The 17,411-nt window shown below is 44.5% G+C and carries 14 protein-coding genes; 11 read left to right on the top strand and 3 right to left on the bottom strand.

The window, feature by feature from the left end:
• Positions 1-20: 20 nt before the first annotated feature.
• Both treS and N4J56_RS03270 read left to right on the top strand, forming a co-directional pair.
• Positions 21-3,521, top strand: a complete 3,501-nt coding sequence (gene treS / locus N4J56_RS03275) for a maltose alpha-D-glucosyltransferase (protein WP_317105133.1) — start codon at positions 21-23, stop codon at positions 3,519-3,521.
• A 395-nt stretch (positions 3,522-3,916) separates the two neighbouring features.
• On the top strand, positions 3,917-6,319 hold the full coding sequence (locus N4J56_RS03270) for a hypothetical protein (protein ID WP_317105132.1): 2,403 nt from the start codon (positions 3,917-3,919) through the stop codon (positions 6,317-6,319).
• A 216-nt stretch (positions 6,320-6,535) separates the two neighbouring features.
• Here N4J56_RS03270 and N4J56_RS03265 read toward each other — a convergent pair whose 3' ends face one another.
• Entirely contained in the window at positions 6,536-7,312 is a 777-nt protein-coding gene (locus N4J56_RS03265) for an ABC transporter permease (protein ID WP_317105131.1), read from the bottom strand.
• A gap of 139 nt (positions 7,313-7,451) precedes the next feature.
• Between N4J56_RS03265 and N4J56_RS03260 the strand changes: the two genes are divergently transcribed.
• Positions 7,452-8,666, top strand: a complete 1,215-nt coding sequence (locus N4J56_RS03260) for a DegT/DnrJ/EryC1/StrS family aminotransferase (RefSeq protein ID WP_317105130.1) — start codon at positions 7,452-7,454, stop codon at positions 8,664-8,666.
• A 101-nt stretch (positions 8,667-8,767) separates the two neighbouring features.
• Here the strand turns inward: N4J56_RS03260 and N4J56_RS03255 are convergent, their stop codons facing one another.
• Together N4J56_RS03255 and N4J56_RS03250 are read right to left on the bottom strand one after the other, a co-directional pair.
• A complete protein-coding gene (locus tag N4J56_RS03255; protein ID WP_317105129.1) occupies positions 8,768-9,523 on the bottom strand; it encodes a DUF561 domain-containing protein in 756 nt (251 codons plus the stop codon).
• A 100-nt stretch (positions 9,524-9,623) separates the two neighbouring features.
• Positions 9,624-9,920 (bottom strand): hypothetical protein, encoded by a 297-nt coding sequence (locus N4J56_RS03250; RefSeq protein WP_039716012.1) that lies wholly within the window; start codon positions 9,918-9,920, stop codon positions 9,624-9,626.
• A gap of 368 nt (positions 9,921-10,288) precedes the next feature.
• Between N4J56_RS03250 and N4J56_RS03245 the strand changes: the two genes are divergently transcribed.
• The 8 genes from N4J56_RS03245 (at position 10,289) to lepB (ending at position 17,406) form a co-directional block, all read left to right on the top strand.
• Positions 10,289-10,780, top strand: a complete 492-nt coding sequence (locus N4J56_RS03245) for a tetratricopeptide repeat protein (RefSeq protein WP_317105128.1) — start codon at positions 10,289-10,291, stop codon at positions 10,778-10,780.
• 57 nt (positions 10,781-10,837) lie between these two features.
• Positions 10,838-11,440, top strand: a complete 603-nt coding sequence (locus tag N4J56_RS03240) for a tetratricopeptide repeat protein (RefSeq protein ID WP_317105127.1) — start codon at positions 10,838-10,840, stop codon at positions 11,438-11,440.
• Between the two features lie 379 nt (positions 11,441-11,819).
• Positions 11,820-13,199 (top strand): hypothetical protein, encoded by a 1,380-nt coding sequence (locus tag N4J56_RS03235; protein ID WP_317105126.1) that lies wholly within the window; start codon positions 11,820-11,822, stop codon positions 13,197-13,199.
• Between the two features lie 298 nt (positions 13,200-13,497).
• Entirely contained in the window at positions 13,498-13,926 is a 429-nt protein-coding gene (locus N4J56_RS03230; RefSeq protein ID WP_317105125.1) for a hypothetical protein, read from the top strand.
• Entirely contained in the window at positions 13,917-14,486 is a 570-nt protein-coding gene (locus tag N4J56_RS03225; RefSeq protein ID WP_317105124.1) for a Tfp pilus assembly protein FimT/FimU, read from the top strand. The genes N4J56_RS03230 and N4J56_RS03225 overlap by 10 nt, the downstream gene beginning before the upstream one ends.
• A gap of 11 nt (positions 14,487-14,497) precedes the next feature.
• Entirely contained in the window at positions 14,498-15,538 is a 1,041-nt protein-coding gene (locus N4J56_RS03220) for a type II secretion system protein J (RefSeq protein ID WP_317105123.1), read from the top strand.
• 260 nt (positions 15,539-15,798) lie between these two features.
• Positions 15,799-16,638 (top strand): DUF3598 family protein, encoded by an 840-nt coding sequence (locus N4J56_RS03215; RefSeq protein WP_317105122.1) that lies wholly within the window; start codon positions 15,799-15,801, stop codon positions 16,636-16,638.
• A 192-nt stretch (positions 16,639-16,830) separates the two neighbouring features.
• Complete coding sequence (gene lepB, locus N4J56_RS03210) at positions 16,831-17,406, top strand: signal peptidase I (protein WP_317105121.1); 576 nt, start codon at positions 16,831-16,833, stop codon at positions 17,404-17,406.
• Positions 17,407-17,411: the final 5 nt, after the last annotated feature.

Below are 17,411 nucleotides of genomic sequence, written 5' to 3'. Positions count from 1 at the left end.
GGAATACAACTAGCGAGAACATGCAGTACGTATTAAAAGATGACCCCCTTTGGTTCAAAGATGCCATTATCTACGAAGTGCCTGTACGCGCCTTTGCCGATAGTAATGGTGATGGAATTGGTGATTTTCGGGGGCTAACGGAAAAACTCGATTACCTCCAAGACTTAGGCGTTACCGCAGTTTGGATACTACCATTCTTTCCCTCACCACTTAGAGATGATGGCTACGATATAGCCGATTATAAGAATGTTAATTCAATTTACGGTAATTTAGACGATTTTCGCGAATTTTTGAAAGCCGCCCACCAACGGGGCATTCGCGTCATTATAGAATTGATCGTCAACCATACTTCCGACCAACACCCTTGGTTTCAAAGAGCGAGGCGTGCGCCTAAAGACAGTCCAGAACGAGATTTTTATGTTTGGAGTGACACGCCGGAGAAATACCAAGAAGCGCGGATTATCTTCCAAGATTTTGAAACTTCTAATTGGGCTTGGGACCCAGTAGCTAAAGCTTACTACTGGCACCGCTTCTACTCTCACCAACCCGATATTAACTACGATAATCCAGCCGTGCGAGAAGCCGTGTTTGACGTGCTAGATTTTTGGTTGGGTATGGGTGTTGATGGGCTGCGGATGGATGCCGTACCTTATCTCTACGAACGGCAGGGAACGAACTGCGAAAATTTAGATGAAACTCATGTTTTTCTCAAACAACTCCGCCAGCAGGTAGATGCCAAATTTCCCAACCGAATGCTGCTAGCTGAGGCAAATCAATGGCCTGAAGATGCAGCAGAATATTACGGGAATGGAGATGAGTGTCACATGAACTTCCATTTTCCGCTAATGCCGCGCTTGTTCATGTCGCTGCGGATGGAAGATAGCTTCCCCATTTTCGATATTTTGCAACAAACGCCAACAATTCCCGATAACTGTCAGTGGGCGCTGTTTTTGCGCAACCATGACGAACTAACTCTAGAAATGGTGACGGATGAAGACCGCGATTATATGTATCGAGTCTACGCCCGCGATCCAGCAATGCGGTTGAATTTGGGAATTCGTCGCCGTCTCGCACCCCTACTAGGAAACGATCGCCGTCAAATTGAATTACTCAACAGCCTGTTACTCTCTCTTCCTGGCACTCCCGTACTTTACTACGGCGATGAGATCGGCATGGGAGATAACGTATATATAGGCGATCGCAATGGCGTGCGGACACCGATGCAGTGGAGTTCCGATCGCAATGCTGGTTTCAGCCGCGCTAATCCGCAAAAGTTATACTCACCCGTGATTGTTGACTCGGAATATCACTACGCCGCCATCAACGTTGAAGCACAACGGGCTAATACCAATTCTCTCTGGTATTGGATGAAACGCTTAATTGCCACCCGCAAGCGTTTCCAAGCCTTCGGACGCGGTAGTTTTGAATTATTGCACCCAGATAACCGCAAAGTGCTTACCTTTACGCGCACTTATCAAGGCGAACATATTCTAGTGGTGGCAAATCTGTCTCGCTTCGTGCAAACAGTGGAACTGGATTTATCAGCTTTTAAAGGCACGACTCCAGTAGAAATTTTTGGTCGCACGGAGTTTCCAGCGATTGGTGATACTCCCTACTTCTTTAGCATCAGCCCTTATGCCTTTTATTGGTTGAGCCTAGTTGCCAAGCCGAGCGAAATCCAGCCTGCTAGACCCCAAGCAGAGTTACCGACATTAGTTGTCAATAGCAAATGGCAAAATATCTTCGCCCAGCGGGATTTAAGAGTCAGACTAGAAGCTATACTGCCAGAATATCTGTCTACGTGTTCTTGGTTCAATCCGAAAACTCGAATAATTCAAGCCGTACAAATCGCCGAAGTTGTTGCCATCCCCTACAAAAATACCGAAGCCAGAGCCGTTTGGTTGCAGGTAGATTACGTGCAGGGCGATCCAGAAACTTACTTGATGCTGCTGGCTTATGCCGAGGGAGAACAAGCAACACAGACTTTAACAGATAACCGCAGTGCGATCGTCGCTAATTTGTTGGTGCAAGGGAAAGATAAATTCGGCGTATTATTTGAAGCAACCGCAGATAAAAGTTTTCTTGCCTCGTTGATTGAGGCGATCGCCTATCAGCGACACTATAAAGGTATGGCAGGGGAACTCATGGCAAGTGCTACCGATCTCTATCCCCAAGCGAGTCAAAACGGTAAAAAAGCCTTAGAACCGACAGTATTGAAGCAAGAACAGGGCAAGACTTTTATTGTCTACGAGGGATTGGGTGCTAACGGTGCTAACCCCAACAACCATCTCGTTCTCAAACTCTTCCGCCAGCAAGAAGAAGGGATTAACCCAGATCTCGAAATTCGGCGCTTTTTGGGCGAGAAAAAACGCTTGCAACACTTTGCCCCATTAGTAGGAGCGATCGAATATCACCGCCCGTCAACAACACCAGTCACGGTAGGAATATTGCAAGAATACATCCGCGATACCCGCAGTGGTTGGGAATATACCCTCGATAGCCTGCGAGACTATTTTGAGTTAGTGACAACACAACATGCAGAAATGACTGAAATCCCCATACCTGGGGGAAATCTTCTCGATATGGGGAGTCGGGAGTCGGGAGTTGTAGGGGCAGGGTTATCGAGCCTACTTGCAATAGAACAAAAAATTCAGCAGTTAAACCTGCCCGTACAGGAGTCAGTAGAGGCGGGTTTAGAAACCCGCCCGTACGGAACTCAGGAAGAAGAGTTCGAGCCATTTTCTTTGGCTAATCGAACCATCGGTTCTTATCTAGACAGTGCTCAAATTTTGGGACAATCGACAGCAGAACTGCACATCGCCCTTGCTGCTGATGGCGACAATTCTGGATTTACTCCAGAACCATTCTCGACATTTTACCAACGTTCCATTTACCAACAAGCCCGCAATCTCGCGGGACAAGTCCTCATCGTTCTCAGACAACGTTTAAAAACGCTGACACCACACGCCCAAGAATTAGCTCAAGATGTTCTAAATCGCCAAGAGCAAATCATGGAGCGCTTTGGGCTGATCCTCAACCAAAAAATTACTGCCATGCGGACTCGCTGTCATGGCGATTATCATTTGGGACAAGTACTCTATACGGGTAAAGACTTCATCATCTCCGATTTTGAAGGAGAATCGGGACGTAGTTTGAGCGATCGCCGGATCAAACGCTCTCCTTTGCGCGATATTGCCAATATGTTGCAGTCTTTTCATTACGCTGCTAACGTCGGGCTGCGCAACGAACTCGAAAGCGGGATGCTTCGTACAGAGAATTTACCCGTCATGCAGCAATGGGCGCAGTTTTGGTCTACCTGCGTCGGTGCGGCTTTCCTCAATTCATATCTCGCGATCGCTTCTCAAGACTCTTTCTTACCCAAAACCAAGACTGAGTTACAAGTTCTGCTGGATGCTTACCTCTTAGAAAAAGCAATCCACGGCTTGGGCTACGATCTCAATTCCCGCCTCGACTGGGTAGAGATCACCTTGGGACGGATTTTGCAGCTGTTGGATACGTAAAAGGGAGTGAGGAGTGAGGAGCGAGTGGTGTGGGAAGTGTGGGGTTAGACTTGCGACTTGTGACTTGTGAAGTTGCTCCCCATCTTCCCCCTCTCCCTCAGCCCCCAATCGCTCTGTTCACCCCCTCACTCCTCACTCCTCGCTCCTCGCTCCTCGCTCCTCACAAAGATATTAATTTTTTAAAGAAAGACGCTTCACGCAGCTTTTGATAGATTTTTAATGTAAAATCATCGCAATCTCAGCCCTACGGTCGTTGCTCGAAGAATAATCTTATCGGGCGATCGCAATCGATGACAGGAGCGTAAATGCTGCTACGAGTACACTTAGGTGGCGATCGCTAACATCATACAAATATAAGTATCACAACAAACAAGCTATAAGAAGCTATAAGTTATATGAAACTAGCAAAGCCAGAAGATTTACAAGTTTTAGAGCGAATTCTACATCAACGCTTGCAAACTGAGTTTTCTCAAGTCGATCGCCTGAAAGTCGGTTGCGCGATCGGTGATGACGGTGCATTAGTAATTTTGAGCCAACATCCACCACAAGCTAATCTTGATGCGGATAAAACTTTTACTGCAATTGGGCAGGCTTTACAGTCTTTACGTCCTCAAGCAGTTCAATCTGTCAGGCTTTATTTGAGAGAGGCGGGGCAAAAACAAATTTACGCTCAACACGATATCACTTTAGAACCAGTGGAGGTGGCTCCTGACTCTCAGGCGATATTAAATGAGCCTTCCCCCATTATTTCAGAAACAACCGTATCTCCACCCGAGACAGAATCATCTCCGCCTGTAGTACAGCCATTCTCAGGCGATCGCAACATTGTAGGCGATCGCAACATTGTAGAGGAAACGCCAGCATCCCCAATTCCCACAGTAGAAGAGCCAGAGCCACCTAGCCCTGTTGTCATTGAAACACCGCCTGCACCTTCTATTCCTGACTTAGAAGAGACAGAGCCACCAACTAGCCCTGTTGTCATTGAAACACCACCTGCAACTGCGACAGAACAGCCACGAGCAGCCAGTAGCATCGATTTATTGACTAGCGATCGCACTCCGGCAGCACCAGAATTATCCCCTCCTACAGAAGCAGCAGAACAGCCAGCAGAAGATGAGGCTGAAATTACTGCTCGTGATATAACAACTGAGGATACAACAACTGAGGCGAAGATCGATCCCATATCCTCTCCACAACTATCAAAGCCTCAGATCGAGGAGCCTCAAATCAAAGAGTATAAAGTAGAAGAGTCTGCGCCTGTTGCCAATCGGCAAGATGTACCCGTCGAAGTGCCAAGTTTAAACCCAGAAACTTCTTCACTAGAAGCACCAACTGAAACCTGGCGATCGCTACCTTTCGAGCAGCGGTTAGAAACAATCGCTAAGCCTGAACCAGCAACTCAAGCAGAATCAACAGCAGAATCAACAACAGACTCCAATACAAACATCAATACAGCTACACTTCCCTACCCTGTCTTACCCTTACAGCGATTGCCGAAGGCAGCCAAGACAAAAATCCCTCGGGCGGCGCTAATTGCTGGAGGTGGAGTCGCAATCGTAGCATTCTTTAGCAGTGCATATGTCTTATCTAGCCCCTGTACGATTGGTAGGTGTCAGCAGCTCGCAACAGCAAAGCAGTTATATCAAGAGTCAAATCGAATCGTACAAGGAGCCAAGCAGCGATCGGAATTAATTGATGCTGAAAAACAACTGCAAGATGCAAATAACCTACTCAAACAAATTCCACCCTGGTCGAGCCGCCACCAGGAAGCACAAAATTTTTCCAGCACGATCGCCAATCGAGCCACTAATGTAGATCGAGTGCTGGCGGCGTTGGAAGAAGGCGATACAGCAGCAAACAAGCTGAAACAACCCATCCGCTCTTTGGAAGACTGGCGCGCCATCCAAGCTTTGTGGCAAAGAGCGATCGCCTCTTTATCTGCGGTTCCTAAAAATAGCGATCTATATCCTTTAGCACAGAAAAAAACTACTGAGTACCGAGGCAGCTTGCAGGCTGTAGAGCAGAAAATGCAAGCAGAGCAACAAGCATTTCAAAAATTTCCCCAAGCGCAAAGTTCAGCGCAGGCAGCACAACAACAGCAACTGACGGCGCGATCTTTACAGGCTTGGCAAATAGTTCGTACCAATTGGCAAAACGCGATAGACAATCTTAGCTCGATTCCGCAATCGAGTACAACTTATCAACAAGCACAGCAACTACTCGCACAATATCGCCCTCAACTTCAAGCAGCTAGCGATCGCGTTGCCAAAGAAACAATATCCACCAAAGCATTCTCCCAAGCAGTAAACTCCGCCGAACTTGCCGAACGGCAAGAACAACAAAATCAATTCGCTACAGCTCAAACCAACTGGAGACAGGCTTTAATCTTCGCTCAACAGATTCCCAGTGGGACTCAGTACTACGACCGAGCGCGATCGCTAATTAATACTTATACCGCGAAGCTCGAACAAGCTAACAGCAACCTGCAAGGCGCTAATCTCACCCAAAAAGTTCGCGCCGACCTCGATCGCGCTTGCTCCGGTAGAATTCGGGTATGTAGATACAAATTAGATAACAAACAAATCTTCGTCCAGTTAACTTCCAGCTACGAACAGGCTGTCGAGAAAACATTTATCAACGCCAGACTCAGGGGTGACTCAAAAGCCCAATCTGATATTGCTACTCAATATCGTACCCTCAAGCAAGTTCTCGAAGGCATTAGCAACACGACTCGCCTACCCCTACAAATTTACGCCTCTGATGGCGGGCAAATGCATTCTTATAAGCCGAAGGAATAATCATTATTAGTTGTCAGTTATTCAAAAGAAAGGAGTTAGGAGTCGTAGGGGCGGGTTTTGAGCCAAAATTTCTCGCCCCAGCCGCGAATCTCTTGCTAAACCCGCCCGTACAAAGGAGTTAGGAGTCGTAGGGGCGGGTTTTGAGCCAAAATTTCTCGCCCCAGCCGCGAATCTCTTGCTGAACCCGCTCGTACAGGAGTCAAGATTAATTCCGAATTACCTAACCAGCTGCGCGGCGGAATTAAAAAACTGACGACATAGCCCTTGGGTAACGAGAATTGCTGTGGCTAAGTTAGTGAAGGCAAGCATGAACATGACTAAAATTTGGTAGGATGCGGCATCGAGGGGATTCACGCCACTGAGAATCTGTCCTGTAATGATGCCTGGAAGGGTGACAATGCCAATCACCATCATCTGATTCAGGATTGGAATTAACCCAGCCCGAATCGCATCTTTCCGGTACTGAGCTACAGCTTGTTGGGGTGTCGCACCTAAACTTAAATAAGTCTCAATCTCTAGTTGGCTGGCATTAATTGTACTGACAAGACGCTCCCCTGCGATCGCCGCCCCATTAATCGCATTTCCTAGAATAATTCCCGCCAAAGGAATGATATATTGCGGTTCGTACCACTTCTGCGGTTGAACGATCAGCAGGTTGACATAGCTCAAAGTAAAAGCCGTGCTGACAAATATTGAAACCCAAACTAGCGGTAGCAATTGGGGAATCTTTTTGCCAATCCGGTTGCGAGACACCACAGCCGCAATTGTCAGCATCACCAGCACCACTGCTAGCACTGCCCAAAAGTTATCTAGCCGAAAAATAATATCTAAAATCGCTCCCACGACGAACAGTTGCAAGATCGTTCTTACCGTCGCGATCGCCAAACTCCACTCTAAGCCCAAACGCTGCCCAGCCGATAGCCCTATTGCGATCGCCATCAGCGCTACAGCCAGAACAAAATCTACTAAATCGAGTCTAATTAGAGTGTCCATAGTGAGGAGTGAGGAGTGAGAAGTGAGGGGACAAGGGAGCCGAGGAGAATTTACCAACTACCAATGACCAATGACGAATGACCAATTTGCCATTTTCTTGCGATGCAACTTCTGATTTGATTAACTAATAGAAAAACTTATGGTTCAAAGCGTGACTCAATCTACTCGCGTTCCTATCTTAAATCTGGCGCAGCAATATACGGATCTTGCAACTGAAATTAATGATGTTGTTTTCAAAGTACTTGCCTCTGGCGGTTATATAGGTGGGGCAAATGTTGCTAACTTTGAGCAAGAATTTGCCACATATACAAATGTGTCTGAGTGCGTCGCCTGTAATTCCGGTACGGATGCACTGCTGCTAGCATTGCGGGCGTTAGGTGTTGGGGCTGGGGATGAAGTGATTACCACGCCCTTTTCTTTTTTTGCCACGACTGAGACTATTAGTGCTGTCGGTGCTAAACCAATCTTTGTAGATATTGACGCGCCAACATTTAATCTTGACGTGACTCAGGTAGAGTCAGCAATTACGGCTAAAACTAAAGCTATTATTCCGGTTCATTTATACGGACAGCCAGTTGATATGACTGCCCTAATGGCGATCGCTCAAACCCACAAACTTGCTGTCATTGAAGACTGCGCCCAAGCAACAGGAGCATTGTGGGCGGGACAAAAAGTCGGTAGCATCGGTCATGTTGGCTGTTTTAGTTTCTACCCTACAAAGAATTTAGGTGCTTGTGGCGATGGCGGTGCGGTGACGACGAACGACCCAGAAATTGCGGCAAAGATGCGAATGCTACGCAATCACGGGGAGAAAAATCGTTACTATCACGAAGATATTGGATTAAATAGCCGTTTGGACGCTATACAAGCAGCGATTCTGCGAGTCAAGTTACGTTATTTAGATACTTGGAACGAACAACGACAGGCGATCGCTTCTCGCTATCAAGAATATCTCGCTCCAGTTTCAAGTGTTGTTATTCCCCAGGAATTACCAGGCGGCAAGGGAGTTTGGAACCAATACACAATTCGCCTTCAGAGGGGTGAGGAGCGTAGACGCGACAGCGGCTTCTCGGAGAGTGGAGCGAGGAGTGAGGGAAATCCCTATAGAGATGAGGTTCGTCAACGCTTACAAGAAAAAGGTGTGGGTTCGATGGTTTACTATCCTTTGCCTTTACACTTGCAACCCGTGTATCAAAATTTAGACTACCAGCAAGGGCAATTTCCGATCTCGGAACAAACTTGTCATGAAGTCTTATCCCTGCCTATCTTCCCCGAACTTTCTCCTGAAGCACAAGAACAGGTTGTTTATTGTCTCAAGGATTGTTTGAGTGAGTCGGGAGCCGGGAAGAATTAGGGAATCGGTAGGGGCGGGTTTCCAAACCCGCCCGTACAGGAGTCGGGAGTCGGGAAATTTTAATCCAAAAGTCCCCCTTATGTAAGGGGGATTTAGGAGATCTATCCTTGAGTTCTTAAAACGGGACGGTTAACAGTGGCAAGAGATTCAACTAAACTACGAACGGCTGCAATCATAGCCACTTCGCTATTGAGTTGGTTAATTGCCGAACCTACACCCACACCAGCCGCACCAGATGCGATCGCCATTGGTGCGGTAACGTTGGAGATACCAGAAGCACACAACACGGGTACGAATACGGCGCGGGAGATTTCGTAAGCGGCGGCGAGGGTAGGTGCAGCTTTCTCGACCAAACCCAACGTACCAGAATGAACGGGACTGCTGCTCGTACCACCTTCGGTTTGGATAATATCAGCTCCAGCTTTTACAAGCTCCTCTGCTAGCTGCACTTGGCGATCGAGTTCTAAAATGTGGGGAACGGTGACAGATAAGGTAATTTCAGGTAAGAGCGATCGCGTAATTTCTGTTAAGGCGAGTACTTCCTCTGCTTCAAATCTGCGTCCTTGCGCGTAGAAGCTATCGAAGTTACCAATTTCAATTAGATCTGCACCAGCTGCTACACAGGTGACAAATTTTTCTGGATCGACTGCTGAAACACAAATTGGCAAATTCGTCAATTCTTTTACCATCTGTACTAGCTCGACATCAGCAGCAATATCAACAAAAGTAGCACCACCGCGATCGGCTGCGTTGACTGTCGCTGCTACGCTTTGGCGATCGAGGTTATTCAAACCGCTAATAATTTTTAGCGCCCGTCCTTGGGCAAAAGCTTGGTGGAGTAGAGGATGCATGGTCATGATTTCTCTCTTGTGTCCTGTAAAGGAATATTGTGACACTCTCGGAGGTTTGAAGCTAGTCATTATTGCCTTGTTCTCCTAACTCTCCACTCCCCCTGAATTACCGCTGGGCGCTCCGAGAAAGAGCAGTGACGCGCCGCACATCGGAAAATACTCCTTCCCCATGTAGTTCGTACATTGTCGGCTTCACTTCAACTTTTAGCAAGCGAGATGTATTGACGCAAATCGTTTGTTCTGGCAAATGTAGCAAGCACCAAGGTTTGTCCAGATGTTTCAAAATCCGCTGCTGAATTTCTTGAGGAGTCAGAGCATTATCTTCGTGCAAAACTACGTTGAAGGCTTCTATTTGACCGTTAGTGTAGAAAAACGTGATTTGTAGCATATTGTGGTCGTTCATCGCTAGGAATTACCTCTCTTGCTTGGTTTTCAAGTAACTTTTGCCTTAACTCTCCCAAATCCAGCATTCTGTCAAGGCTAGTATTGTATTACCCAAAATTCAGTTGTCAGTTATCAGGGAGTAGGGAGTAGGGGAGAAGAGAGCTGCTCTTGAGCTGGGGAGGCTCTCGGGAGCTGAGGGAGAGAAGAGAGCTAGGGGAGTTGAGGAGGATGGGGAAGAAAATAGCAACAACCAGTCACCAATTACCAACTACCAATTACCCATCCATACACAAATTTCTAGTCTTCTTCTATACAAACTTCACCATTTTGTGATTGAGTCGTGATATCTTGTTGAGCATCTGCAAAATAAAATCATCCTTAGGTTAGATGCCAAGATCTATGAAGTGGAATCTCAGTCTGGAGGCAGAATTTTTTTATCAACAGGGATTGCGTCGCAATAAAGCCGAACAATACGCAGAAGCTCTACTGAGCTTGGATGTAGCTGTAGAATACAAGCCAGATTACGCTGATGCTTGGTCGCAGCGAGGTATAGCCTTGGGTAGTTTAAACCGCCATGAAGAGGCGATCGCCAGTTTCGATCGCGCTATTACCTTACGTCCAGATGTTAGCTGGGTTTGGCACAATCGCGGGATTGCCCTGGGTAAGCTGGGTCGTTATATTGAAGCTCTCAATAGTTTCGATCTCGCTTTAGAATTTAACCCCGATGCGGCGACAATTTGGCACAACCGAGGGATTACTCTGATCGATCTTGGTTGCTATGAAAAAGCTGTCATCAACTTTGAAAAAACGATACAGCTACGACCAGATGCTTACTGGGCATGGTACAACCGAGGTACGGCACTGGGACATCTCAAGTAATATGCAGCAGCAGTTGATAGCTTCGATCTCGCCCTAGAGTTTCAACCTGACGATCTCTTGACTTGGAACAATCGCGGCATCACTCTAAGCGACTGGGGTGAATATAGCAAAGCAGTAGCTAGCTTCGATCGCGCTTTGGCAATCGATCCAGAATATAGCAAGGCTTGGTACAACAAAGGGGTAGCGCTGCGAAAATTAGGAGATTTCACAGCAGCAATCGTCTGTTTCGATCGCACTATTGAGTTGGAGCCTAATGATTTTTGGGCATGGTATAACAGGGGGCTATCTCTAGCACAAATTGGTGAAAAAGAAGCAGCGATCGCTAGCTACAAACATGCTCTTAGCATTCAACCCCAAGATATGGCAGTTTGGTACGATTGTGGTTTGGCTTTGTATGAATTGTGCCGTTACCAAGAAGCGATCGCCATTTACACCAAAGCTTTAGAAGTCCAGCCTCATACACCTATATTTTGGTACAATATTGCCTGCTGTTATGCTTTGCAATCGCAAGCCGAACAAGCAATTATTAGCTTACAACAGGCAATTCAAATTAGCCCAGATAAGTATCGTACTCTTGCCAAGAATAGCTCGGTCTTTCATACCATTTCTCAAGACGAAAGATTTCAAAATTTGATCTCTGAGTCGCATGTAGATGTATAAAATCAGAGTATTTTTACTTTGATATTTACTATTAATCAGCAATAAATATTTTCTCAGCCAGCTAGAACTGGCTATTTTTTTTGCTACATAATAGGTATTTGTGCATCCCTATAGACTTGTGTACGCTTTATGATTTCGCTACAATCTCAAGATTTTTCTCAGTAAAAATACATAAAGATATTTGTAAAATCTTCAGCATAATTACCGCGATCGTGCGGCAATAAATTACTGTACTTCAGGGCAAACTAGATCTTAAGTTCAATGCAATCTAGAAAAAACTTTGTCGTTACAAACCTTTCTAATTAAACTTTTAGCGCTAAAACGATCTCAAGATCGAGGGTTTACTATAGTTCTTGCTCTCAGTCTGGGTTTGATCGTGATGGCAATTGCTACTACCTTAATTTTCCGTGCTTCTCGTAACGAAGCGATCGCTTCTACTCGCACTCAGACTGGCGATAGTTTAGCTGTAGCTGAAGGAGGTGTTGCTAGAATTCTAGCTCTCATGACTAAACCAGAAAACGCAGTTTTACTAACTCGAAATTACGATCCAATCGACCCAAAAACGGGAAAAAATTATCTGGGAGCCGACGGTATTCCTAAAACGAGCGACGACACCACAATTGCTATTAATCAATGGACAACTTCGATTACTTTTCCTTGTCTACCGTCAGTGTCTCCTAATGTAACAACACTGACTAGTTCTAACAGTATTGGTAACGGTCAATTTCAGTTGCTGGCATATCGTTACGATAGTTTAAAGCAAACAGGAACTTTCCTCATCTCGGGTCAGAATGATAATTCTGTCGCTTATCTTGCAGTCACAGTAGCAATTAGTGTAACAATTCAAGATTTTCCTGGCGCTATTAGCACTCATACTACTCCCGATCCCGATCGCATTGAAATACAAGCACGTAAAATTGCAGGTAAGAATGCTAATATTTACTTCGATCCTGTGACTGCTTTCGATAATTCTAATCTGAGTGAATATGCTACAAAAGGTGCTACAAATAGATCTCAGTATCTCGCTGCTATCGGTTCGGCATCAGATACCACAGATACTAGTATTGATGGCACAATTTTCGCTTGTAAATTGCAACTGAGCTTTCCATTCACTGCACAAGGTACGGATTTAGGAGACATCACAGATCCCAGGTTTTCGTTGTTGTCGCTTCCACTTACTGGTACTAGCGGACAAATTACCCATTATCAAACTAATAAAATTGATATCACTGATAAAATAATTGATGTTGATACAACTGCTGGTCCAGTTTATCTTTATGTAAAAGGTTCGTATTTAGATAAAGAAGGATTTCATCTGCGAGGAAATTCTAAAATTCGCAATATTCGTACTGATGGACAACTGCCCAGAGTTGGAGATTTACGAATTATTATTTTATACAGTGGTTCGGGAACGCCGCAGTCTGCCTATCTTTACAACACTGCTTGTATTCAAAATGCTTTTCTTTACAATCGGGATGCAGATTTCAAATTAGAAACTTCAGGGGACGGTTGTGAGAGTCCTGGGAATAGTAATTTTGATGGAGTTGTGTGGGCTGAAGATCTTCAAAATACTAATGTAAGTCATACAGGGATTAATGTCCCAGATAATGTTTTCAGTTTGTCCGACTTAGCTAATAGCTTTAACTTATATACTATTAATAAATGCGATCGCCTCAATTTCACTCATTCACTTCACCGTAATTTTACCGAAAATCCAGCAACAATATTTATTAGGATTACCGTAATTCTACGGCAATAAGTCAGTATAGAGCAGGGCAAACTAGATTTAATTTTTAGTTTGTCTAACAGACAAAATATCGTTTTTATTTCAGCAACACAGGATTTTTATGAAGAGAATTGCTTCTTATATACACTTAGTGCAATAGCTCATTAGTAATCACATCATACTATCAAATAAATTAGCAGCGATTCAATTATAAAACTTTCAACATGGCGCGATCGATGCATCTACAGAAATTGCCACTACAAGATAAAGGCTTTACTCTTTTGAGGTATTGGTATCCATACTTATAGTTAGTATATTTCTTGCTGTAGCAATGCAAGCGCTTTTATTTACGATTATTTTTAAAGTGCGCGCCGAACAACGTAACGAAGCAGTCACTTGGATTCAGAAGGATTTAGAATTCGTTAAGAATCAAGCTAAAGAATACGAAATTAATACTTTTCCTTATTCCAATAGATGTAATGCAACTACTTCTGCTGACGGCTTTGCTGCTGGATTACTACACAGTATACTAGGCACTCCAACGTCACCGCCTCCATCAGCACCATCTCCCATGACCTCTGTTTCTAAAACTTTAGCAGGAAAAAGTTTCACTCTGACTCGAACTGCTATTTATAATACTCCTACTTATGCTTATAAATTACTTCAGCTAACTTATAATGTCACGCCAGCAGACAGTATTTTTCCTATTGCAACGCTTTCAACTGAGGTAATTCCTGATGCGTCGCTTAAGTGTCCGTAGAAATAATCAAAAATCAAGGGTTCTCTTTAGTAGAAATATTAATAATAGTTGTCATTATTGGTATTCTAACCGCGATCGCAGTTCCTAGCTTTGCTGGTTCTTTGGATCGTGTCAAATTGAATCAAGCAGTCTTTGAAGTCAGAGGAATTTTGCAAGAAGCCCAAAGACAAGCTATTCGTAAAAGCCAACCTTGCGATGTCATTTTGATGTTATCGACTACACCAATACAAATTACAGCGAATTGTGGTGTTACGGGCGATCGCAATTTATCAAAGGGAGTTCAACTAGTAACAAATATTAGTCAAATAACGGGTAATCCCATCAAAATTACTTTTGGCATTTTAGGCACAGCAGAATTTACAGTTATCAGTTCTAGAAATCCTCCTCCTCCAGTCGATCCGAGTGGAAAAATGATTTTTTCTGTTGCTCGCAGCTCCATTCACGATAAAAAATGTCTGGCTATATATAATACTTTAGGATTGACAAGAGCTGGTAACTACACTGGTGATTCTACCACGGCAAATCACATTACTGACGACGGGATTTGTACTGCATCCTAACTATGAGTTATATGAAAAAGTATTTTGCTCAAATTTATCGTCGATTTCATACTTCTCAGTCTTTTAGAGGATTTACGCTCGTAGAAGTATTAATTGCAGTCTTAATTAGTACAATGGTGGTGGTTATTGCTGGATTTTCTCTGGTCACAATTACATCTTTTGATAATAAAGCGGAAGCCAGAACCGAAAGGCAAATAGCTCTCAATCGTGCTTTCGATTTCATGACTTATGAAATTAGAATGGCAAGCAGAATTAATCGGCTTGAAACTGAAGTTGCAGATAGCTCTACTACAACTTTAGAAAAAATTGTAGAAGACGCTGGCATTAAAACAAAGTTAGGTAGTTATGGCACAATTGCTTTATACCTAGAAATTCCTATTACTAATATTCCTCCTTCTTGTCCTCCCCCAACTGCTTCTTACACAGTTCCCACTGATTATCAAACAGGGTATGACAAAGTAGTTTACGATATTCGCCCTACAACTGGAAGTTGGTTAAGTCCGAGGGTAATTGCGCGTTACGGACGCATACCTAACGCCGACGGTTCGATCGATCCATGTAAAAACTCTGTTGCTAGCGATATTTTAGTTGACTCAATTTCTGACACAGACATTAATCCAACTTGCGCTGCACCCGCCATTAAGTTTGGTGCTGGCGGTTTTTATGCTTGCGTTAACGGTAGCTTAGTGGATTTGTTCTTGCGCGGTGCAGTTAGTGGTACAGAAAATCAAGATGTCACGGGTAGGGCATTTTCTCGCCTCAGCAGCTACAGTAAGGAACTCGCACCCGTGCTATCCGGTAGCAAGTCAGGAACAACCGAGATGAATTTGACTTGGACTTGGAGTGGTACGGGTAATCCGACTTACAAAGTCTATCGCACCGTGGATGGGGCAGCTACAGAAGTTTATAGCGGCTCTGTTTCTAGCTTAGATAGCAATAGTCTCACTGCCAGCCTTCGCCCTAGCTCTGGTAAACAAAACTGCTATACAGTGAGAGCAACTATCGGTTCGTATACCAGTGCGCCAAGCAATGCAAGGTGTGAAGATTTCTAAGACACCAGGCAAATAAGATGCACGGTAATTTAGTTATCAAATCGATCGCAAGCCAGCGTAGAGAAATTGCTTTCGCAAGTCCTATGCGACCGACCTATTTTGTCATAAAATTATCTTTTAATTAGAAAATTAAGAACTACAGAGATCGCGAGCGCTGAGGAAGCGGGACAATTCAAAATTCACGCATTCAAAATTTACCACCCCTACACCCCACACCCTTTCTTCACTGATAACTGATAACTGATAACTGATAACTGTTTATGCGATCGCAATGGGAATGTTTGCTACAAAACTTAGGTGAATGGCAGGGTTCGTTTACTCGGCTCTCACCCCAAGCTGAGTTTATAGAAGATACGCCTACTGTCGTATCATTAGCTGGATTAAACGATAACAAAACCATTCGTCAAGTTGTCCGTTTCTTACCACCCAATCGTCCCGTAGAAGAGAAAGTATTTGAATACAGTTCTCTGGGTAAGGGAGTTCTGTTTTTTGAAAATGGGGCATTTTCTCAAGGTTCAATTCAACTCAGTCCGGTTGCAGAATTTGGCGCAGAACTTGGTTTAATTCATGGCGATCGCCGCTTGCGCTTAGTGCAACTTTTTACACCAAACGGAAAGTTAGATAAAATTACGCTGATTCGCGAATATCTTACTGGTACGACAACTCCAGAACGTCCACCTTTACAAGTTGATGACTTAGTAGGTGAGTGGCAAGGAGAAGCAGTCACAATTTATCCCGACTGGCGATCGCCCGATACCTATCCTACGCAATTGCAAATCGAGCGCCTGGGTAGCGATCGCCTCACACAACAATTGACTATCTACTCTACGCTAGAAAACCCTTACCAAATCAGTTCCACGAGCAAAATTACCGGATCGTTACTCTACTTTGAGGGTTCTCAGCCCGATCGCCAAATGACTCAAGTTATGCTACTACCAGATGGCGCTTCTGCCACCTGTCCTCAACAAGTGCAGTTAAGACAAGCCTTTTTTCTCGAAGTGGGTTGGCTAGTACAGCCCAATCTACGACAAAGATTGATAAGACGTTACAACGATAAGGGTGAATGGACTAGCCTGACTTTGGTTACTGAAAGGAAGTGAGTGATGCGTGAAGAAGGGGTGTAGGGTGTAGTGGATTGTTAACTGGTCACTGGTCACTGATAACTGCTCCCTAATAACTGATGTGCGTAAAATTACTGAAAAATTCATTGATATCTATCTAATTATAGTAGCGATCGCTTAGTGTTTATGGTAGAAATACGTAATATATTTGTTAAAATAATTACTAAATTTATGCCCGTACAAAGCTTTCGAGTCAGTAAATCGCAAAATCCCTGGGCTGAGGGTTCTAGGTTACTCGGAATAACATTGCTGATTGGATTTGGCATTCGGATAACTGCGGAGCAGTGTTACTTAATTCCTTCGACTTCCATGAAGCCTACTTTACAGATTGACGATCGCCTCTTCGTAGACAAAATTAGCTACCACATCGGCAATCCTCAGCGAGGAGATATCATCGTGTTTACCCCTCCAGAAGCAGTGATTCAGGAAGAACATTCTCGCGATGCATATGTGAAGCGAGTGATTGGACTGCCAGGAGAGAAAGTAGAAGTGAAAAATGGGATCGTATATATCAACGATCGACCTTTAACAGAACATTATATTGCCGAGCCACCGGAATACATTTTAGCAGCAGCGATCGTGCCACCCAATTCTTACCTTGTGTTGGGAGATAATCGCAATCGCAGCTATGACAGCCATGCTTGGGGTTTTATCAGTCGCGATCGCATTATTGGTAAAGCAGCAGTACGTTTTTGGCCTCCCTACCGTGTAGGTAGTTTGTATGCGGAAACCGCCAGCAGCAACTAGATAAT

The sequence above is a fragment of the Chroococcidiopsis sp. SAG 2025 genome, from assembly GCF_032860985.1.
Taxonomy (GTDB): domain Bacteria; phylum Cyanobacteriota; class Cyanobacteriia; order Cyanobacteriales; family Chroococcidiopsidaceae; genus Chroococcidiopsis.
Note: the sequence above shows the minus strand (reverse complement) of the source record. Positions and strands in the feature narration are given on the sequence as shown.